The sequence below is a fragment of the Pseudomonas sp. TE21394 genome, assembly GCF_054057835.1.
The window spans coordinates 4390098-4410079 of the sequence record NZ_JBSRZR010000001.1; the positions used below are offsets into that span (position 1 = coordinate 4390098).

At 64.2% G+C, this 19982-nt stretch carries 21 protein-coding genes; 9 read left to right on the top strand and 12 right to left on the bottom strand.

Annotated elements, in window-relative coordinates; translation table 11 throughout:
* The first annotated feature begins 59 nt into the window (after positions 1-59).
* From ACVWZT_RS20170 to ACVWZT_RS20195, 6 genes are all read left to right on the top strand, one after another.
* Positions 60-2498, top strand: a complete 2439-nt coding sequence (locus ACVWZT_RS20170; protein ID WP_457470989.1) for a TonB-dependent siderophore receptor — start codon at positions 60-62, stop codon at positions 2496-2498.
* A 107-nt stretch (positions 2499-2605) separates the two neighbouring features.
* Entirely contained in the window at positions 2606-3121 is a 516-nt protein-coding gene (locus ACVWZT_RS20175) for a chalcone isomerase family protein (RefSeq protein WP_296232962.1), read from the top strand.
* 14 nt (positions 3122-3135) lie between these two features.
* Entirely contained in the window at positions 3136-3672 is a 537-nt protein-coding gene (locus ACVWZT_RS20180) for a DUF3833 domain-containing protein (RefSeq protein WP_457470991.1), read from the top strand.
* Positions 3669-3974 (top strand): DUF6482 family protein, encoded by a 306-nt coding sequence (locus ACVWZT_RS20185; RefSeq protein ID WP_457470992.1) that lies wholly within the window; start codon positions 3669-3671, stop codon positions 3972-3974. Before ACVWZT_RS20180 ends, ACVWZT_RS20185 begins: the two co-directional genes overlap by 4 nt.
* A complete protein-coding gene (locus ACVWZT_RS20190; protein ID WP_457470994.1) occupies positions 3968-5509 on the top strand; it encodes a cryptochrome/photolyase family protein in 1542 nt (513 codons plus the stop codon). The genes ACVWZT_RS20185 and ACVWZT_RS20190 overlap by 7 nt, the downstream gene beginning before the upstream one ends.
* Positions 5506-5652, top strand: a complete 147-nt coding sequence (locus ACVWZT_RS20195; RefSeq protein WP_170029600.1) for a DUF2256 domain-containing protein — start codon at positions 5506-5508, stop codon at positions 5650-5652. Before ACVWZT_RS20190 ends, ACVWZT_RS20195 begins: the two co-directional genes overlap by 4 nt.
* Here the strand turns inward: ACVWZT_RS20195 and ACVWZT_RS20200 are convergent.
* The 7 genes from ACVWZT_RS20200 to ACVWZT_RS20230 form a co-directional block, all read right to left on the bottom strand.
* A complete protein-coding gene (locus ACVWZT_RS20200) occupies positions 5626-6114 on the bottom strand; it encodes a DUF2878 domain-containing protein (protein WP_457470996.1) in 489 nt (162 codons plus the stop codon). The two genes, ACVWZT_RS20195 and ACVWZT_RS20200, sit on opposite strands and share 27 nt — an antisense overlap.
* Positions 6115-6116: 2 nt before the next feature.
* Positions 6117-7364, bottom strand: coding sequence for a class I SAM-dependent methyltransferase (locus ACVWZT_RS20205; RefSeq protein WP_457470998.1), 1248 nt, complete (start codon positions 7362-7364; stop codon positions 6117-6119).
* Positions 7339-8148: a DUF1365 domain-containing protein gene (locus ACVWZT_RS20210; protein WP_457470999.1), complete on the bottom strand. Its 810-nt coding sequence runs from the start codon at positions 8146-8148 to the stop codon at positions 7339-7341. Before ACVWZT_RS20210 ends, ACVWZT_RS20205 begins: the two co-directional genes overlap by 26 nt.
* A complete protein-coding gene (locus ACVWZT_RS20215; protein WP_296232950.1) occupies positions 8145-9392 on the bottom strand; it encodes an NAD(P)/FAD-dependent oxidoreductase in 1248 nt (415 codons plus the stop codon). Before ACVWZT_RS20215 ends, ACVWZT_RS20210 begins: the two co-directional genes overlap by 4 nt.
* Before the next feature lie 5 nt (positions 9393-9397).
* A complete protein-coding gene (locus ACVWZT_RS20220; protein ID WP_457471000.1) occupies positions 9398-10150 on the bottom strand; it encodes an SDR family NAD(P)-dependent oxidoreductase in 753 nt (250 codons plus the stop codon).
* Positions 10147-10569, bottom strand: a complete 423-nt coding sequence (locus ACVWZT_RS20225) for a nuclear transport factor 2 family protein (protein WP_457471002.1) — start codon at positions 10567-10569, stop codon at positions 10147-10149. The genes ACVWZT_RS20220 and ACVWZT_RS20225 overlap by 4 nt, the downstream gene beginning before the upstream one ends.
* 104 nt (positions 10570-10673) lie before the next feature.
* Positions 10674-11120 (bottom strand): PAS domain S-box protein, encoded by a 447-nt coding sequence (locus ACVWZT_RS20230; protein WP_457471004.1) that lies wholly within the window; start codon positions 11118-11120, stop codon positions 10674-10676.
* 147 nt (positions 11121-11267) lie between these two features.
* On the opposite strand from ACVWZT_RS20230, the gene ACVWZT_RS20235 reads away from it, so the two are divergent.
* Positions 11268-12155, top strand: a complete 888-nt coding sequence (locus ACVWZT_RS20235) for a MerR family transcriptional regulator (RefSeq protein WP_296232945.1) — start codon at positions 11268-11270, stop codon at positions 12153-12155.
* Between the two features lie 65 nt (positions 12156-12220).
* Here ACVWZT_RS20235 and ACVWZT_RS20240 read toward each other — a convergent pair whose 3' ends face one another.
* Both ACVWZT_RS20240 and ACVWZT_RS20245 read right to left on the bottom strand, forming a co-directional pair.
* The gene (locus ACVWZT_RS20240; protein ID WP_457471005.1) at positions 12221-13474 is read right to left on the bottom strand and encodes an arsenic transporter; all 1254 of its coding nucleotides are present in this window, start codon (positions 13472-13474) and stop codon (positions 12221-12223) included.
* A gap of 7 nt (positions 13475-13481) precedes the next feature.
* Positions 13482-14729 (bottom strand): MFS transporter, encoded by a 1248-nt coding sequence (locus tag ACVWZT_RS20245; protein WP_457471007.1) that lies wholly within the window; start codon positions 14727-14729, stop codon positions 13482-13484.
* Between the two features lie 802 nt (positions 14730-15531).
* On the opposite strand from ACVWZT_RS20245, the gene ACVWZT_RS20250 reads away from it, so the two are divergent.
* Positions 15532-16074, top strand: coding sequence for an AAA family ATPase (locus ACVWZT_RS20250; RefSeq protein ID WP_457471009.1), 543 nt, complete (start codon positions 15532-15534; stop codon positions 16072-16074).
* Positions 16075-16186: 112 nt separating this feature from the next.
* On the opposite strand, the gene ACVWZT_RS20255 is transcribed toward ACVWZT_RS20250, so the two are convergent.
* From ACVWZT_RS20255 to ACVWZT_RS20265, 3 genes are all read right to left on the bottom strand, one after another.
* The gene (locus tag ACVWZT_RS20255) at positions 16187-16546 is read right to left on the bottom strand and encodes a cupin domain-containing protein (RefSeq protein WP_296232938.1); all 360 of its coding nucleotides are present in this window, start codon (positions 16544-16546) and stop codon (positions 16187-16189) included.
* Positions 16543-17136, bottom strand: coding sequence for an N-acetyltransferase family protein (locus tag ACVWZT_RS20260; protein ID WP_457471011.1), 594 nt, complete (start codon positions 17134-17136; stop codon positions 16543-16545). Before ACVWZT_RS20260 ends, ACVWZT_RS20255 begins: the two co-directional genes overlap by 4 nt.
* A gap of 305 nt (positions 17137-17441) precedes the next feature.
* On the bottom strand, positions 17442-18356 hold the full coding sequence (locus ACVWZT_RS20265; RefSeq protein WP_112249302.1) for a LysR family transcriptional regulator: 915 nt from the start codon (positions 18354-18356) through the stop codon (positions 17442-17444).
* 206 nt (positions 18357-18562) lie between these two features.
* On the opposite strand from ACVWZT_RS20265, the gene ACVWZT_RS20270 reads away from it, so the two are divergent.
* Positions 18563-19585, top strand: coding sequence for a zinc-dependent alcohol dehydrogenase family protein (locus ACVWZT_RS20270; RefSeq protein WP_296232934.1), 1023 nt, complete (start codon positions 18563-18565; stop codon positions 19583-19585).
* Positions 19586-19982: the final 397 nt, after the last annotated feature.

Consider the following 19982-nt stretch of genomic DNA (forward strand, 5'->3'; position numbering starts at 1 on the left):
GGTTTCCCGACGCCCGTGGCGGCTAGTGAAAAAAGCCCAGCCACAAAGGAATTCGAGAAGTGCATTTACCGCTCCGCAGTCGTCAACTCCGCCTATCACTGCTGGCCAGTAGCTTACTTGTCGCAATGTCGGCCGAAGGCCGGGACAAGGTCACCGTCGATCTGCCTGCTGCGCCGTTGGGTGAGGCCATCAATGCCCTGGCGCAACAGTCTTCGGTGCAGATCCTGTTCGCCAGCGACCTCGGCGCAGGTCGCCAGACCCCTGCGCTGAAGGGCCGCTTCACTGCCGAGGAAGCACTTCAGGTACTCCTCGAGGGCAGCGGCTTGCAAGCCCAGGCCAGGGACGAACGCACCTTCGTCGTCGTTGCCCAGGGGGCAACCGCAGCTGTGCCGCCAGCCCAGAGTGCGCCGGTGGAAATGGCGCAGATGGAAATCACCGCTTCGCGTACCAGCAGCAGCCTGGTCTCGGCGACGCGGCAGTCCACCGTTATCGAGCACGAGCAACTGCAGGAGCTGCGCCAGGGCTCGGAGAGCCTGGCCACGGTACTGGCCAAGGCGGTGCCGGGTATGTCCGACTCCAGCCGCACGGTCACTGAATACGGGCAAACCCTTCGCGGGCGCAGCCTCTTGGTCCTGGTCGACGGGGTGCCGCTCAATACCAACCGCGACTCGTCGCGCAACCTGGCCAACATCGACCCGGCACTGATCGAACGGGTCGAGGTCATCCGTGGCAGCAGCGCCATCTATGGCAGCGGCGCCACTGGCGGGATCATCTCCATCACCACCCGGCCTGCCGGTGGTGACAACCGCGCCGAAACCAGCCTCAGCGCCACCTCGCCGTTGACCCGCCTGGGCAGCGATGGCCTGGGCGGGCAGTTCCAGCAGTACCTCGCAGGCTCGCAGGGCGCAGTCGACTATGCCTTCGACTTCGGTACCCGGCATATCGGTGCTTCGTACGATGCGCACGGCGACCGCATTGCCCCGGAGCCCAGCCAGGGCGACCTGTTCGATTCGAATATCTACAACGTTGGCGGCAAGTTGGGGCTGCACCTGGACGACAACCAGCGTATCCAGCTGGCGGCCAGCCACTACGAGGCACGCCAGGATACCGATTACGCCACCGACCCCAGCGTCGCCAAGGCCCCGGCCGGTTCGCTGCCGGCCAACGCGATCAAGGGCCTGGACCTGGACGAGCAGAACCATATCCGCAACACCCTGCTGAACCTGGAATACGAGCACCTCGACATTCTCGGCAGCAAGCTGTCTGCCCAGCTGTACTACCGGGACTACTTCACCCGCTTCACGCCCTTCGATGCCCGCGCCGTTGCCACCCGTGGTGGCAATGTCGACCAGATCATGCAGAACAGCGAGGTGTTCGGCAGCCGCCTGACCTTGCGTACACCGCTTGGCGACAGTGGCAACACCGAGCTGGTGTGGGGCGGCGACTACAACCAGGAACGCAGCGACATGCCGATCGATGTGTTCGACCCGGCGGCCTACGATGCCAGCGGCGGCCTGGTCTTCGCCAAGATCGGCAGGCTGACCTACATGCCACCGCTCAAGACCCGCAGCGCCGGTGCGTTCGCCCAGCTGCAGCATCGCTTCGACGAGCATTGGTCGGTGGACGGCGGCTTGCGCTACGAGTATTCCACTGCCGAATTCGATGATTTCGTGCCGTTGTCCGAATCCAGGGCGGCTTCACCGGTGGCGGTGGAGGGCGGGAAAATCCATTACGATGCGCTGCTGTCGAACTTCGGCATCGTCTATTCACCAGTGCTTGGCCAGGAGCTCTACGCCTCCTTCAGCCAGGGCTTCCAGCTGCCTGACGTGGGCATCCAGTTGCGTAATGCACGGCGTGGGTTCGACCTCGGCGCCTCGAACCTGGAGCCGGTCAAGACCAACAACTATGAATTCGGCTGGCGCGGTGAGCTGGGCGCTAACACGCTCGCCACCCTGGCCGTGTTCTACACCACCTCCAAGCTGGGCGATGTGCAGAGCTTCAACAATGGCCTGATCCTTACCCGGACCAAGGAGCGCATCTATGGGGTCGAAGCCAGCGCCGACTGGCTGTCGGACGATGCGGTGTGGGGGGCCGGAGGCAGTGCCAGCTGGATGCGCGGGCGCGAGAAGCCGGACGGCAAAGGCTGGCAGGACATGACCGGCTACCGTGTGCCGCCGCTGAAACTGACCGCCTACGTGCAGTACAAGCCGACCCCGGACTGGAGCAACCGCCTGCAAGCCACCTTCTTCGACGGCAAGGACTACAGGCTCGATGGCCTGGACAGCTTTGGTCGACATGAAGTGAGCAGCTATACGACCGTCGACCTGATCAGCCAGTACCAGGTGTCCGCTGACGACAAGGTGAGCGTCGGCATCCAGAACCTGTTCAACCGGGACTACTACCCGCTCTACAGCCAGTTGTTGCGCAACAACAACAATACCAGCCACTTGCCGGCCCCAGGCGCGGTGGTGACCGCCAGCTATACGCACAACTGGTGACGCTACCTGTCGAGCAGCAGCTGGGGACCGATGGCAGGTCGCGCTGTATAGATATTCGGCTATAACTGTACAATAATTTAATTTTGTATAGTATTCGAGTCGAGGCGATGGCGACATCCACTGTAGCGCGCTGGGCAGGGCTGGCCCTGTTGCTCCTGCTCGCCGGGCCGGCCCCCGCCGACTGGCGGTCGGCAATTCCCGCTGCGCAGCTGTCCGGCAGCGGCGAATTCACCTGGTTCGGGCTGCGCCTGTACACGGCCCGGCTCTGGTCCGGCGGGCCTGTACAGGGTTGGCAGCAACCGTTCGCGCTCGAACTGCGCTACCACGTGGAACTGTCCCGCGACACCCTCGTGCAGGCCAGCCTGAAGGAAATGCGCAGGCTGGGCGCCGCGCCGCAACAACTGGCGGCCTGGCGCGGCTTGATGGAAGCGGCCTTTGTCGATGTGAGTCCAGGCCAACGGATCACCGGTGTGTATCTGCCGGGCGTGGGGTGCCGCTTCTACGTGGATGACCAGTTGCGCCGCGAAATCAGCGATATCGCCTTCGCCAAGGCATTTTTCGCCATCTGGTTGGGCGAAGGTGCCAGGGACCAGCAATTGCGCGGCCGCCTGCTGGGCCGTTGATCATGGGGGTGAACATGTACAAGGTGCTGCTGATGACCGCCTGCCTGCTTCTGGCCAGCTGCGGCAATGTCGACGTGGACCACTACGCCCGGGAAACGCCAGCCCTCGACCTGGTGGCCTTCTTCTCGCGGCCGGTACAAGCCTGGGGCATGTTCCAGAAGCGTTCCGGCGAGGTGGTGAAGCGCTTTCATGTGCGCATCGACAGCCGACGCGACGGTGAGCGGCTGATCCTCGACGAGCACTTCACCTACAGCGATGGCACCCGACAGCAGCGCACCTGGACCTTGGTGCCGGACGGCCGCGGCCAGTGGAAGGGCACGGCGGGCGATGTGATCGGCGAGGCTCGCGGGCAGCTGGCGGGTAACGCCTTGCACTGGCGCTACCGCCTGGACCTGCCGGTTGACGGCAAGCACTGGGAAGTGGAACTGGACGACTGGATGTACCTGATGGATGAAGACACGCTGATCAACCGCTCGAGCATGAGCAAGCTGGGCGTGGAGATTGGCCAGGTTACCTTGTTCTTTCGCCGCATGCCGGAGGTCACACCATGAACCTGCAACGTCTTACCGAGCTGGCCGCCGCCGGCGCCGTCAACGAACTCGAACTGCTGTCGCTGGAGGGCGGTTTCTACGTGCTGCGGGCCATGACCGGCGCCGGCCCGGTGACCCTTAGCGATGAGCACGGGCAGGCCACGCGCCTGCGCTCGACAACCGAGGTGCGCGAGCTGCTTGCCGGGTGGCCGGCGTTGCCCTGCATGCTGGTGCAGCAAGTGGTGCATGACGAAATGTGCGGCCAGCGCGACGGCCCCATCGCGCCGCTGCGGGTGCCCGTGTCACTGGGTACGCAATGGTAGCGCGCCCGCCACGCCTGGGCCTGGTACTGGGCGACCAGCTATCGTTCGACCTGGCCAGCCTGGCAGCGCTGGACCCGGCCCGCGACACGCTGCTGATGGCCGAGGTGCATGACGAGGCTACCTATGTGCCGCACCATCGGCAGAAGATCGTGCTGATCTTCAGTGCCATGCGCCACTTTGCCCAGGCCCTGCGCGAGCGCGGTTGGCAGGTGCGCTACGTCGAACTTGAGGCACCTGGCAATAGCGGCAGTATCGCCGGTGAGCTGCGCCGCTGGCAGCAGGCGCTGGGCTGCGCCGAGATCCACCTGACCGAATGTGGCGAGTGGCGGCTCGAACACGCCTTGCGCGAGGCCGGGCTGCCGCTGGTATGGCACCCGGACACGCGTTTCCTGTGCTCGCGGGGTGCTTTCGCGCGCTGGGCGCAGGGGCGCAAGCAGCTGCGCATGGAGCATTTCTACCGTGGCATGCGCAAACGCTGCGGGCTGTTGCTGGAAGCCGATGGCGGCCCTGCCGGCGGTGCCTGGAACTTCGACAGCGACAACCGCAAGGCCCTGCCACGTGGGCTGCGGGGGCCCTTTGCACTGCAGTTCGCCGTGGATGACATCACGGCGGCGGTGATCAGCCTGGCAAGCCGGCGCTTCACTGGCCACTACGGTGCGCTCGAAGGCTTTTCCTACCCCGTTACCCACGCTCAGGCCGAACAGCTGTGGCAGCACTTCCTGGACTTTGGCCTGGCAGCGTTCGGTGACTATCAGGACGCCATGGCCGAAGACGAACCGTACCTGTTTCATGCCCGCATCAGCGCCGCCCTGAACATCGGCCTGCTGGACGTGCGCCGCCTGTGCCATGATGTCGAGCACGCCTGGCGTGACGGGCGAGTGCCACTCAATGCCGCCGAAGGGTTCATCCGCCAGCTGATCGGCTGGCGCGAATACGTCCACGGTATCTACTGGCTGCGCATGCCCGAATATGCCGCGCTCAACCACCTGGGCAACCAGCGTGCGCTGCCGGAGTTCTACTGGACCGGGCGCACGCGCATGCGCTGCATGGCGCAAGCCATCGGCCAGACGCTGCGCCTGGGATATGCCCACCATATCCAGCGGCTGATGGTGACCGGCAACTTCGCCTTGCTCGCCGGGATACTGCCCGCAGCCATCTGCGAATGGTACCTGGCGGTGTACCTGGATGCGTTCGACTGGGTGGAACTGCCCAATACCCTCGGCATGGTCATGCACGCCGACGGTGGTTTTCTCGGCTCCAAACCGTACTGCGCCAGTGGCCGCTATATCCAGCGCATGTCCGATCATTGCAAGGCTTGCGCCTACAACGTCAGGCAGGTGAGCGAAGCGCAGGCATGCCCGTTCAACGCGCTGTACTGGCACTTCCTGATCCGTCATCGCCGGCAATTGGCCGGCAACCCGCGGCTGCAGCTGGTGTATCGCAGCCTGGACGGTATGCCGACGGCGCGACGGGAAGCGGTGTGGGCGCGTGGCGAGCAGTTGCTGGCGCAACTCGATGCAGGGGCGTCGCTGTGAAGAAGCAGCACCTGCCAAGCAAGCTGTGCGTGGTGTGCAACCGGCCATTCAGTTGGCGCAAACGCTGGGCGCGTTGCTGGGAGCAGGTGCTCTACTGTTCGCAGCGCTGCCGGCGCTCAGCGCCACGTGGCAAGGCGCAATAGCAAGGGCAGGGCCAGCGCCCAGACCGCCGCCAGCAGCGTAGCGGTCGCCAGCGTACCCAGCGGCAGCTCGACCTCGGCCAGCCTGGCCCCACCCACATAGGCCAGCGGGCCACCTGCCGCGCCGAACAGGGCGGCAAGCCAGCTGCGCCGGGCCAGCCAAGCCAGGCTGTGGCGCAGGCCGCAGCACAGCACACTCCAGAGCAAGGCCAGCCACAGCGGCAGCGGCCAACTGTCGAAGCGGAACACCCCCAGCATACCCAGCAGGCTGTCGAGCACACAGCCGGCGAGGGTGCAGCGCAACACTGCGTGCAACTCGCGCTGGCGGTCCCGGCAGCAGGCGAAATGCCAGGCCAGGCCGATGGGCACCAGGCCAAGTAACCAGGGCCGATGGGCCCCATACACACATAGCCACCAACCCGCCTGCAGCCACACGGCGTTGGCCAGCAGCCCACGCTTGGTCATGCTCAACGCTCGGGCAGTGGGGCACGCAAGGCTTTGGGCGCGGCCAGCAACAACTGCGCTACGCCGATCGCACGTTCCTCGAAGCCGCCCTGGCAATAACACAGGTAGAACTCCCAGAGGCGCTGGAACGCGTCGTCATAGCCCAAGGCCGTCAACGCGCTGCGCGCCTGGCGCAGGTTGTCGTGCCAATGCCGCAGTGTGCGCGCGTAGTCCAGGCCGAAATCCTGCAGGTGCACCAGGTTCAGCGGTGTATGCCGGGTGGCGTTTTGCAGCAGCACGGTCAACGAGGGCAAGGCCCCGCCGGGGAAGATGTACCGCTGGATGAAGTCCACCGAGCGGCGGGCCTGGTGGTAGCGTTGATCACGGATGGTGATGGCCTGCAGCAGCATCAGGCCGTCCGGCTTGAGCAGCCGGGCACATTGGTTGAAGTAGTCGGGCAGGTAGCGGTGGCCGACGGCCTCGATCATTTCGATCGACACCAGTTTGTCGAACGTGCCGCGCAGGTCGCGGTAGTCCTCGCGCAGCACGGTCACGCGCTGCTCCAGGCCCAGCGCCTCCACGCGCTGGCGGGTATACGCATATTGGGCTTCCGACAGCGTCGTGGTAGTCACCCGGCAGCCATGCTGGGTGGCGGCGTGAATGGCCAGGCTACCCCAGCCACAACCGATCTCGATCAAGTGATCGCCGGGGTGCAGGCGGAGTTTCCGGCAGATGTGCTCCAGTTTGTTCAACTGGGCCTGCTCGAGGCTTTGCCCCTCGTGCTCGAACATCGCTGCCGAGTACATCATGGTCGGGTCGAGCAGCTGTTCGAACAGGGCGTTGCCCAGGTCGTAATGCGCCAGGATATTGCGCCTGGCGCCGCGTCGGCTGTTGCGGTTCAGCCAATGCAGCAGCCGCAGTGCCGGCCGCCCCAAGCGGGCAAGGCCGCTTTCCATGGCGTCGAGGACCTCGAGGTTGGCCACGAACAGGCGCGTCACGGCGGCCAGGTCAGGGCTGCGCCAGTAGCCGTGAATGTACGCTTCGCCGGCACCGATCGAGCCGTTGCAGGCAATCAGGCGCCAGGCTTTGTCGTCGACAATTTCCAGTTCAGCCTGCAAGGGGCTGTCGGCGCTGCCGAAGCACCATTGTTGGCCACCGTGGCTCACTCGCAGGTAGCCGTGGCGCAGCTTGCCGAGCTGAGCAAGCACCAGGCCGCCCAGCCATGGGACCAGTCCGGCGGACTTGCTAACGCTCACGCTGGGATTGTGCATGCTCAGGATCCTCACAGGGTTGGCCGACGGCCAGGTTGCCCTGGCTGGCAGCGTGGTCATGGACAGGGGTACGTTTGAAAAGCAGGCGCAATGCCTGCCAGTAGATGGCCGACAGGGTGCGCAGGCTCATCCACGGGAACGCCAGGATGTGGCGGTGCAACGACCGGCTATCGAGCGCCTGCCGTTGCAGCGCCAGGTCGGCCTCGAAGACCTTGTGCCCGGCGTGCCAGTTTTCCATGTGCAGGCGCACATGCTCGGCGTCCAGGTGAAAGCGCAGGCGGTAGTCCATGGCCAGCGGCATGAACGGTGACACATGGAAGGCCTTGGCCATGCGGTAGGGCCGGTCGAGGCCGGCCTGCACCGGCAGCACGTAATGGAAGCGTTCACGCCAGGGCGTGTTGCGCACTTCCAGCAGGATGGCCACCAGGTGTGCCTCGGCATCGTGACAGAAGTAGAAGCTCACCGGGTTGAACGACAACCCCCAGCAACGCAGCTGGGTCAGCAGGCGAACCGAACCGCTGGGCGCCTGCCCGGTGGCCAGCCCGACCAGGTGGCGGGCGGCATCGGCCAGGCTCAGCCCCTGGCGGGTCAAGCCTGGCAGGTAGTCGGTCTCGCGCCAGCACAGCGGGGCAAGGCGCCAGCGCCCCAGCCAGGGTGATAGCTTCGGCAGCCTGGCGGTGTCGTCGAGGTCGAGGTCGAACATGCCGATGCGGTAGCGAAACGCATGCGCGCGTGGCAGCAGCCGGCGATGACTGACCCAGCCTTGGCAAAGCCTGCTGTTCACAGTGTTTCTCCGAACCGTTCGGCGACTTTCAAGGCGCTTGCCACGCCGTCTTCATGGAAGCCGTTGCCCCAGTAGGCGCCACAGTAGTAGCTGTGCAGATGGCCCTGCAGCTCGGCGTGGCGTGCCTGAGCCGCGGTCGCCGCCAGGCTGTATTGCGGGTGGGCATACTGGAAGCGGGCAAGGATCTGCATGGGGTCTATCAGCGCGGTCTGGTTGAGGCTGACGCAGAAGGTTTCCGGCGCCTGCAGGCCTTGCAGGATGTTCATGTTGTAGGTCAGCGCCGCCGGCGCCTGGGCGGGCCCGCCCAGGCGATAGTTCCAGCTGGCCCAGGCTGCCTTGACCGGCGGCAGCAGGCGGGTGTCGGTATGCAGCACCACGTCGTTGCTGGCATAGCGGATAGCCGTGAGCACCTCGCGCTCCTGGATACTGGGCGCCTCCAGCAAGGCCAGCGCCTGGTCGCTGTGGCAGGCGAACACGACACTGTCGAAGCGCTCGGTGCCGGCGGCACTGTGCAGGGTGACCCCGCCGTCGTCGCGTACCACCCGATGGACCTTGCACTCCAGGCGTAGCTGGTCGGCGAACGGTTTGCACAGCGGTTCCACGTAACTGCGCGAGCCACCCTGGATAACCCGCCACTGCGGGCGCTGGTTGACCGACAACAAGCCGTGGTTGCGGCAGAAGCGCACGAAAAACGCCAGCGGAAAAGCGAGCATGTCGGCGCGCGACATCGACCAGATCGCCGAGCCCATTGGGATGATGTAGTGGTCGATGAAGCGTTGGCCGTAGCCCCCGGCGCGCAGGTACTCACCAAGGGTGGTAGCTGCCTGCTGGCGCTGGCCGTCGAGGTCCGCCAGCGCTTCGCGGTTGAAGCGCAGAATATCCCTCAGCATGCCCCAGAAACCCAGCGACAGAAGGTTGCGGCGTTGCGCGAACAAGGTGTTCAGGCTGTGCCCGTTGTAGGCCAGGCCGCTTGCCGGGTCGTGCACCGAGAAGCTCATTTCGGTCGGCTGTGAGGCGACGCCCAGGCGCTCGAGCAGGCGGATGAAGTGCGGGTATGTCCAGTCGTTGAAGACGATGAAACCGGTGTCGATGGCATAGGTTCTACCGCCACAGCTGACATCGACCGTGTGGGTATGCCCGCCGATCCAGCTGTCAGCCTCGAACACCGTCACTTGATGTCGGCGCGACAGCAGGTGGGCGCAGGTCAGGCCGGAAATGCCGCTGCCAATGATCGCGATACGCATGGCTTTCACCCTTCCTGCCTGCGTACCAGGCGCTGCCCGATGGCCAGGCGCAGGCGGGCCGGCAAGCTGCCGAGCAGCCGCAGTACCAGGATGAAGCCGCGCGGGAAACTGATTTCCAGCGGCCGCCGTGGCAAGCGGCTGATGATGTAGCGTGCTGCGCGGGAGGCAGTCCACATCTGTGGCATCGGGAAATCGTTGCGCCGGGTCAGCGGCGTATCGACGAACCCCGGGCTGACCAGGGTGACGTCGATGCCTTCATTGAGCAGATCGATGCGCAGGGATTCCACCAGGTAGCGCAAGGCCGCCTTGGATGCACCGTAGGCGCCGGCCCGAGGCAGGGCCAGCCAGGTGACCGAGCTGCCTACCACCACCAGGTGGGGGCGACGGCCGGCGCGTAGCAGGGGCAGGGCGGCCGCCAGGCAGTGGCTGGTAGCCAGCAGGTTGGTGCGCAGCACCCGCTCGACCAGGGTCGGGTCGAAGTGCCCCGGTTCCAGGTATTCACACGTGCCGGCATTGAGGATGGCGATGTCGAGGCCGCCCCAGGCCTGCCTGATCCGGGCGGCGATCTGTTCGACCTGGTGCGGGTCGTCGAGATCTCCGACGGCCAGCAGTACCTGGCCGGGGAAGCGTTGCGCCAACGGCGCCAGGCGCTCGGCATGGCGCCCGCCCACGGCGACCTGGTGGCCCTGTTCGAGCAGTCGCTCGGCAAGCGCGGCGCCGATGCCGCTGCTTGCGCCGGTCAACCAGCAGCGGGTCATGCCAGCCGCCCTTTGAGCCAGCGAACTGCGCCGCCGAGGACCGGAACGTGTTCATACAACAGCGCGCCAGCGTCGAAGTAGTCCTGGTGGCTGAACACCCGTTCGCGCCACTGCAGGAAACTGCAACCTTGCAGGCTGACGGGCTTGCCGCCGTTCAGCCGCGGGTGGCAGAAGCGCAAGTGCCAGCGCAGGTAGCCCTGGCCTGGTCGCACCTCGTCGTAGCCGGCGAAGCTGTAGCTGATATCGCGCGCGTTGGCATACAACTGGCCGAAATAGGCGCGCAACGCATCGAGCCCCTCGATATGGTGCAGGGGATCGCGAAAGGTGACCGAATCGTCATATAACTCGCCAAGAATGTGCAGGTTGTCGCGCTGAAGGCAGGCAAACCGCTCGGCGAACCGCTGAAGGTAGACGGACATGTGCAGCTCCAGTTAAAACTGTACAAATCACCTAACTTGTACAGGTATGACTGAAGCCTATGGCGAAAATTGTACAAGCGCAACGGTCTTGTACAATTATTTGCTCAGGATTTCTTTACGGCGAGCTGCCGACGCAACTCCGCGACTTCCGCCTCCAGCTCACGCACCCGCTGTTCGGCGTGCACCTGCGCCGTGACATCGCGCTGGATGCCGATGTAGTAGGTCAGTTCATCGGCGTCGTTGTGCACCGGTGTGATGGACAGCTCGTTCCAGAACAGGCTGCCGTCCTTGCGATAGTTGCGTAGCACCTGGCAGCAAGGGCGACCCTCACGGATCGCTTGGCGAATGCTTTCCAGCGCCGCCTGATCGTGGTCATCGCCCTGTAGAAAGCGGCAATCCTGGTACAGGATGTCCTCCTTGCGATAACCGGTCAGGCGTTCGAAGGCGGGGTTGGCATAGATGAGAATGCTGTCGGTGCCTTCCTGTTCGGCGACGACGATGCCGTCGTTGGAGTTGTTGACCATCAGTTGCAGGAGCTTTGCGTTGATCATTCAAGCCCACCCGGGAGTCTGTCTGGGGTATGCGCAGCCTGGCCGGCCAGGCCAGGCGACGCGTTTTGCCCATGATGGACCATACCGGCTCGCCGCAGAAGGGGTGGATGGGGCTAGAATGAGCGCACCTTGCGGACGAATCCCGGTATGACTGAAACGAACCCCACCGATTTGCTGCCCATGCGTGACGTGGTCAGCCTCACCGGCATCAACCCGGTTACCCTGCGTGCCTGGGAACGCCGCCATGGCCTGATCCAGCCGCATCGCACCGAAGGCGGGCATCGCCTGTACACGGCCAGCGACGTACAGCGTATCCGCGACATCCTGCGTTGGACTGCCAATGGCCTGCCGATCAGCAAGGTCGGCCCGTTGCTGAACCGGCAGCCTGTCGAGCAACGGCAGGGCGACGAACAGTTCGCCGATTGGCGGGCGGCGCTGGCACGGGCGACTGCAACCTACGATGTGCAGGCGCTGGAAGCGTTGCACGGGCAGCTGTTCACCCTGTTGCCGAAAGCGGTCGTGTTCGGGCAGGTGTTGCTGCCGGTGTGGCAGGAACTGCGCGGCAGCGACGCGCTGGGGGCGCGCAGCCAATGGCTGTTTCTCGATTATTTCCTGCGGGCACGGCTACTGCTGCGCCTGCAGCTGAACCAGGCCGATGCCCCGCGCGTGCTGCTGGTGGCTGGCGATGAACAGCCAGAGCTGGTACTGCTGGGTACTGCGCTGGTGCTCAGTGGCGAGCAGCAACGCATCGAGGCCCTGGGTGGTGCGCTGCCATTGGAGGAGGTGGCACTGGTGTGTGCGGCGGCGCAACCGGCAGCGCTCGTGGTGGCGATGCAAGGGCCGCTGAATGCCGCACTGGCCAAGCGCCTGCGCTGGCTGCAGATGGAGATCGCCTGCCCGCTGGCTCTGGCGGGCGCGGGGCCTGTGCTGTCGCAGGCGCCACTCGACGGCGCGCCCGTGTGCCTGCTCGATACCCAGGGCGGTGATGTGGCAGCGGTGCTCAATGCGTTGCTCAGAGGCACCCTGGATGTGTGAGCGGTAGCTGGGCGGCACATAGGCAGGATGGTGCGAGGGCAGCTTGGCTGCCGTGAAGCCCCACATCACACCTGCAACGTCAACAGCGCCGCCACCAGGGCAGGGGGCATCACCAGCAGCCCCAGGCGCAGGAACTGCCAGGCGCTCACATGCTCGCCTTCGCGACGGATCGCGACCAGCCACAGCAGCGTTGCCAGCGACCCGGTAATCGACAGGTTCGGCCCCAGGTCGACGCCGATCAGCAGCGCAGCCGTCGTCTGTTGCGGCAGTTGCACCAGCGAACCCATGGACCCGGCCATCAACCCGGTGGGCAGGTTGTTCATCAGGTTGCTGGCAATGGCGACACCCACGCCCGCCAGCCAGCTGGCCTGGCCCGGCGCAGCCTCTGCCAGCGTGGCCAGCGCCTGGGCCAGGCGCACGACCAGGCCGGTCTGGGCGACCGCTTCGACCAGCACGAACAAGCCCGCCACCAGCGGCAGCACGCCCCACGCGACATGACGCAGTACCGGCATCGGGCTGCGCCGCTGGCGCAGGTGGATCAGCGCCGTGATCGCGACGCCGGCACCGAACGTCGGCAGGCCCAGCGCCATGTCCAGTGCCGAGGCGCCCAGCAGCAAGGCGGCGGTCAGCGCGATGCCCAGTGCGCACAGGCGGGCACCAGCCGACAGCGGCTGGGTGTGCACGCTCAATGCCAGCGGCTGGTTGATCTGCCGGCGCTGGGCCAGGCGCAGCGTCAGGTAGGTCAGGGCGATTGCCGCCAGCGATGGCAGGGTGAACTGCCTGAGCCAGTCTGGCAGCGGTGGCATGTTGCTGCCGAATACCACCAGGTTGGCCGGGTTGGAGATAGGCAGCACGAAGCTGGCTGCGTTGGCGATGAACGCGCAGATGAACAGGTACGGCAAAGGCTCGGCTTTGGCCGCCTTGCACGCCGCATACACCGCGGGTGTGAGTACCACTGCCGTGGCATCGTTGGAAAGGAACACGGTGACCAGCGTACCAACCAGGAACACCAGGTCGAACAGCCGTTGCCCGGAGCCTTGCGCGTGCTGCACGGCGTAGCGTGCCAGCCAGTCGAACAGCCCCTCCTGGCGGGCCAGCTCGGCCAGCACCATCATGCCGACCAGGAACAGGTAGACGTCGCTGCCCTCGGCCACCGCGGCCAGGGCGCTGGGCGCTGTGATGAGGCCCAGGCCGACCAGCAGCAAGGCGCCGCCCATGGCCCAGACGTATTCAGGGATGCGCCAGGGGCGCAAGATGACGCCAGCGGTGGCCAGGGCGGCTATCGCCCAGATGATCGATGCGTGTTCGCTGACTGGCATGGGCTGTTCAGTTTCCGGCAAGGGTCGTCAAGGAGGGTGATGGCGAAGCGTCGGGCTGGGTCTCGGGCAGCGCGACCAGCACCAGCAAGAAGGCGGCGCCGGCAATCGCGGCCAAGGTCAGGAATGCTGCATCATAGCCAGCGGCCTGAACCACCAGCCCGGCGATGCCAGGGCTGAGCGCGGCACCCAGGCCGAATACCGCCGCCAGCGCACCGAGGCTGACATTGAAGCGCCCGGTGCCGTCGGTCAAGTCCTTGACCACGATCGGGAACAGCGCGCCGAAGATACCCGCGCCGACGCCGTCGAGCAGCTGCACGCCGACCAGCCAGAACGGGTTGTCGGACACCACGTACAAGGCCCCGCGCAGGGGCAGGATGAGAAAGCCGGCCAGCAGGAACGGCTTGCGCCCCCAGTGCTCGGCCTTGGCCCCCACCAGCAGCGCCATGGGTACCATCACCAGCTGCGCCGCGACAATGCAGGCGGAGGTCAGCGGGGTGGCCAGGCGCAGGTCGACCTGCGACAGCTTCTGGCTCACCAGAGGCAGCATCGCCGCATTGGCCAGGTGGAACAACGCGCAGCACACCGCGAAGACCAGCAGGGTGCGGTTGTGCAGCAGCAGCTTGAACCCGGCAGGGTGGTCATCACCGCTCGGGCCATGGGCCAGCCCGCGCGCCAACTGGTGGTCGATCGCTGCGGCGGGCACGCGCGCGACGGCAACGATGCTGGCCACGGTCATGACCGCCATCAGGTAGAACACCACCACCGGGCCGAACAGGTAGGCCAGGCCGCCGGCCAGCAGCGCCGAGCAGGCATTGCCGGCGTGGTTGAAGGTTTCGTTGCGCCCGACCCGCCGGGTGAACGCCCTGGGGCCGGTGATACCCAGCGAGATGGCGGCTATCGCCGGGGCGAACACCGAGCCTGCCAGGGCACTGACCGTCTGGGTCAGGGCTACCCAGCCGAATGACGAAATCAGCGGCAGCAACAGGCAACTGCCGGTGACCAGCAGGGCCGCAATCACCAGCACCGCACGCTTGGCCGGGGTACGGTCGATCAGGGCCCCGGCCGGCGTCTGCGCCAGCAGCGCGACGATGCCGGCCAGGCTCATCAGCAAGCCGATGTTGGCCGGCTGCCACTGGTGCACGGCGAGCAGGTAGATGGCCAGGTAAGGGCCGAGGCCGTCGCGTACGTCGGCAAGGAAGAAGTTCAGCCAGTCGAGGGCACGGTGATGGGAAGCGAGGGGCCTTGAATTTGCCAAGGAGGTCGTCTCGTGAAAGTCATGGGGGAGCGCGAGCGGTAGCCGCGAGTGCCGGATTCAGCCGATAGGCAGGGGCGCTTCGCGATGGGGTAACGAAGCGGGTGAGCGACCGATGGCCGAGGGCAGTGGAACAACGAGGAGAATGTCACGTTTCACGGTAGTACTTGATGAAAATCCGATTTTCCGGGCTGGCGATCCTGCTGAAGGCCATGGCACACCGCCAATCCTGGCGTGGGCCAATCATACCGTGCGCGACCTTGAAATACAGTAGCCACGCCAAGGCGCAAGCTCCGCAGATTGAGCATGAACCTCTGGGGAAGAGGCTCGTCGCCATGGCAGGTGTTTACGCAGGTGTACCGCTGTTGCTAGCCATCACCAGCGGTGGAAGTGCAGGCAGCAGATCCATCACATCGCAAAACAACTGTCGATTTTGCCAATCTGTCCGATCGCCAATGACATACAGCCGTCGCTTGGCCCGGGTGGCAGCAACGTTCAGCAGGTTGGGGCAGTGCTGGGTATGTCCTGGAAAAAGGACTGGTAGTCGGCGTCTCGCTTTTTCAGCTTGGGAACGGCTTGCGGTTGCAGCAACTCGACCGCATGCCAGTAACGCACAATGCTTGGCGGGTTCATCTACGTCCTTGAGAGCTGGTAGGGCTTTGGTCCTCGGGGCAGCCTATCAGGAAATGTGGGACGTTGCAGATGGCGGGAAGGGTTCAGGCCATGCGCCGCGGCGCAAACGGCAGGAACTGTTGCGTACAATGGCGAGCCTGACATCCAGCTGGCATGGCGACAGGGAGTTTCAATGCAACGGGTGATGATCATTGGTCAGCCAGGGTCTGGGAAAAGTACCTTGGCACGCAAGCTTGGCGAACGCACAGGCTTGCCGGTCGTGCACATCGACAGGATTCATTGGCAGCCCGGATGGGTCGAACGGAGCCGGGAGGAGAAGACGCGTCTTTGCCACGAGGTCGAGGCCGGTGAGTGCTGGATCTTCGAAGGCGGGCATTCGGCCACGTGGAACCACCGCCTGGCCCGTGCCGACATGTTGATATGGATTGATCGCCCGGCGCCGCTTCGATTCTGGCGCGTGCTCCTCAGGACGATGTTGAACCGTGGTCGAACCCGAGCGGACTTGCCGGACAACTGCCCGGAACTGCTGGCCAACCTGCCAGCCTTTTTCAGGTTCATGTGGCGGACAAGAACCTCGTCTCGGGAGGCCATGAAGCGATTGGTGGCGATGGCCCCGTCGGGTTGTCGCACGGTCTGCCTGCGAAGCAATCGCGATACCGAGGTTTTCCTGGCGAGTATTGGCACACAGCCTGACCAGGCAGCCTCAAGATCGTAGGGCCGTGCTGCGCCCCTTTCGCGACCTGAGGCGGTTCCCACCAAGGCTCGGCTCCATGCGCGACAGCGCAGCTCAGTCCTTGCGCTGCGCTCGATGAAACGCGACCTCGTGCCTAGATAGCGGGCAATAGGATCACGAAGTTCTTTTTCATGTCCTCCAGCACGGTCCATTTGCCCTTGGCGCCCGGTTCGATAATGAACGTGTCGCCAGCGGCCAGGGTGATGGGAGCGCAACCCTCGAGCTCGATGACACAGCGTCCACTCAGGACATGGCAGAACTCCCAGACCTTGTAGTCGATGCGCCACGCTCCGGTGCTGGCTTCCCATTCTCCGGAAATGCGGCCTTGCTGTTCATCGTGATAGTACTTGGACGTCAGCGTATGCGGGGTGCCTTCCACGACCTCTTCAAAGAACGGAAGGTCGCGCACCGGTTCGATATCCAGTTCGCGGAACACGGTAAGTTTCTTGGTCATGGTTTTTTCTCGAGCACGTTATGGGCAGGGCGATACATCAAATAGGCTTCACCGGTTACGCCCAGCATCGGGTGCGGAACGATCTGGCAGGTTTTAACAATTTGAAAACCGTGACGTTCGTAGAAGCGGCGTGCACCGTGGTTTTCTGCATAATCGATCAGGCATAGCCCGTCCAGGGCAGCGTCCTCGGCGCGCTGCTGGGCGAGGCGCAGAAACTGGGCGCCCAGCCCCTGGCTGCGCCATGCCTCATCCAGGGCCAGGCTGGATATGTACAAGGTGTCGGGTATTTCCATGTCTGAATAAGGCGCAAGGACCGGGTCTGTCTCGGCAGGCCTGTCGGGGCTCTCGCGCAAGGCATAGCTATGCATCATGCCGATGACACGTCCTTCGAAAGTGGCCATCAGGCAGTTCTTGTAGGAAAAGTCGCCCTGTTCCCTGGCATAGCGAGACGCACCGACACTCAGCAGTGCTTCTCCAGGTGCGGCAAGCTTGCTCCAGATGTAATCGGCCATGCCCTCCGATGTCAGTTGAAAGAAGCGCGCGATATCATGTGCGTCCGAGGCTTGGGCGGGCCTGAAGTCGATAGGCATGTAAAGTGTTCCATGGGCTCGGGTGGTTGGTGTCCAAGGATTCCCCCTTTGACAGGGTGGCAGGGTAGGCGGGTAGAACGGTTGCCATCATGCTCTGGGCGAACACCATCGGCACGGTGTGCGACGCTGCCCAAGGTTACCTGGCTGTTTAAAGGCTCTGACCCACAGGAAAATCACCAGCCTTCAGGCCTGCGCTGTACCTGTGGGAGCCACGCTTGCCGGCGATGAGGGGCCGCGAAGCGCTGGTCTACAGCCAATAGCTAACGCCATGTATTCAAAGGGCTATGGCGCTTGGTTGACCCCAGTCAAAGACTATCGGGGTCACCGAAAAACATCTGTATCCGCGAGCGCAACCAGCGCTCCGCCGGGTCGTTGTCCTGGGCCCCGCGCCAGGCCATGTGCAGTTCGAAACTGCGCACCTCCAGCGGCAAGTCCTCCGCCCGCAGCCCACCCGCTGCGGTCAGCGCATCGGCCGTGTAATCCGGCACCGTGGCCACGATATCGGTGCCCGCCAGCAAGCTCCCCAACCCATTGAACTGCGGCACCGCCAGCACCACATGACGCTTGCGACCGATTTCCTCCAGGGCTTCGTCGATGAACCCCGACAGGTCACCGGCGAACGACACCAGCGCGTGCGGCCGGGCACAGAAGTCGTCCAGGGTAATGGCGCCGGGAACGCTGTCGGCGCGCAACAGCTTCGGCATGCTGCGGCGCAGCACCTTGCGCTTGGCGTTGGCTGGCAGTTCGCTGGTGTAGCTGACCCCCACCGAGATCTCGCCGGAAGCCAGCAGCGTCGGCATCAGCAGGTAGTTGACCCGGCGCACCACCAGCACGATGCCCGGTGCTTCGGCACGGATACGCTTGAGCAACTGCGGCAGCAGGGCGAATTCGGCGTCGTCCGACAGGCCGATGCGGAACACCGCGTTGCTGGTGGCCGGGTCGAATTCCGCAGCGCGGCTGACCGCGGTGGAAATCGAGTCCAGTGCAGGGGATAGCAGGGCGAAGATCTCATGCGCCCTGGCCGAAGGTTCCATGCTGCGGCCGGTGCGCACGAACAGCGGGTCGTCGAACAGGTTGCGCAGGCGTGACAGGGCCGCACTGATAGCGGGCTGACCGAGGAACAGCTTTTCCGCCGCACGGGTCACACTGCGCTCGTGCATCAGCGTTTCGAACACAATCAGCAGGTTGAGGTCTACGCGACGCAGGTCGTTTCGATTCATCGGGGCGCTTCGCCTGAAAGGGGGCAGGGGTGAATCTTAAGGCCAAAGGCTGGTACCCTGCACGGGTTTACGGGGGCCAATCGCAAGGAAAGTCTGGTGCCCAATCGATGACAAGCATGTCGACTATTAATGACCACTGATGGTCTAACCGGTAAAGCCCGGATAGAGTTCAGGGTAATTAGAGGTTCACAAAGGCGAGGTATGCGATGTCCCGCATGATCCGGTTCCACAAGTTCGGTGCTGCCGATGTGCTCCGTTGCGAGGAGCAGGCCGAACCGTCACCCGCTGTCGACGAGGTGCAAATCCGCGTCGAAGCGGTTGGCGTCAGCTGGTATGACGTGCTCTGGCGGCAGAACCTGGCCCCCTCCCAGGCACGCCTGCCGGCAGGCATCGGCCACGAAATGGCCGGGGTGGTGACTGCGGTTGGCGAAGGTGTCGAGGACATCGTGGTTGGCGACCGGGTGGCGAGTTTCCCGGCCACCAGTGCCAACCAGCACCCGGTTTATGGCGACGTAATCGTACTGCCACGTACCGCCATTACCCGCTACCCGGATGTACTCACACCGATCGAGGCCAGCGTGCATTACACGCCGCTGCTGATCGCCTATTTCGCCTATGTCGACCTGGCCCGGGCCAAGGCCGGGCAAACGGCGCTGGTCACCGACGCCAGCCATTGCGCGGGCCCGGCGTTCGTGCAACTGGGCAAGGCTCTCGGGCTGAAAGTGTTCGCCGCCACCAAGGAAGCGGAACAGCGTGAATACCTGCTGGGCCTGGGGGCTGACAAGGTGATCGTCACCGAAGAGCAGGATTTGCTGCTGCAGGTTGGCAAGTACACCGATGGCCGTGGCGTGGACATGGTCCTCGACGGCATGGGCGGGCCGCAGATGTCGCTGCTGGGCGATGTCCTGGCGCCGCGTGGCAGCCTGGTGCTGTATGGCCTGCAAGGTGGCAACCAGACACCGTTCCCGGCGTGCGCGGCGTTCCAGAAGAACATCCAGTTCTATGTGCATTGCATCGGGAACTTCACTGGCAAGCCGGAGCTGGGTATCAGCCAGGACCAAGTGGCGTTGCAGCGTGCCCTGCGCGATATCAACCAGTTCACGGCCGACCAGTTGCTGACACCGCAGATCATCAAGGTGTACCCCTTCGAGCAGGTGGTGGAGGCGCACCGCTACATGGACCAATGCCCGTGCGGCGGGCGTGTGGTGCTGGATATGGCGCAGCACTGAGGGTTGTTCGAATGGTCAGGAAACCCGGGCTTTGCCCCGGGTTTTTTTTGCACCCTGGAAAATGAGTCAACTATTAAAAACAGAAATTACTTACAGCAACCAGCGAACCGGATTACTTACAAACTGGGCCTCCGTGGCATAACGAAATATCTTGCCAGGTTTTCTGTGTTGAACTATCGCCTTCCTGCGGTCAATGTGTTTTTCCGTTTTCTCTGAATGGTTTTTATACCCTGATCTGTATCTTCTATTCGCTTTCCATCCCTCGATAATGGCCCGATGATAGTTTGCACAAGGAGCGTGGGATGAGCAGGGCTATGCCCGAGCCAGGGCGGTATTTGGTAGCAGTGGACTGGCGTGCTGGTGCGTTCTTTTCGATGGCTTGGCGACAGAGAGTGGT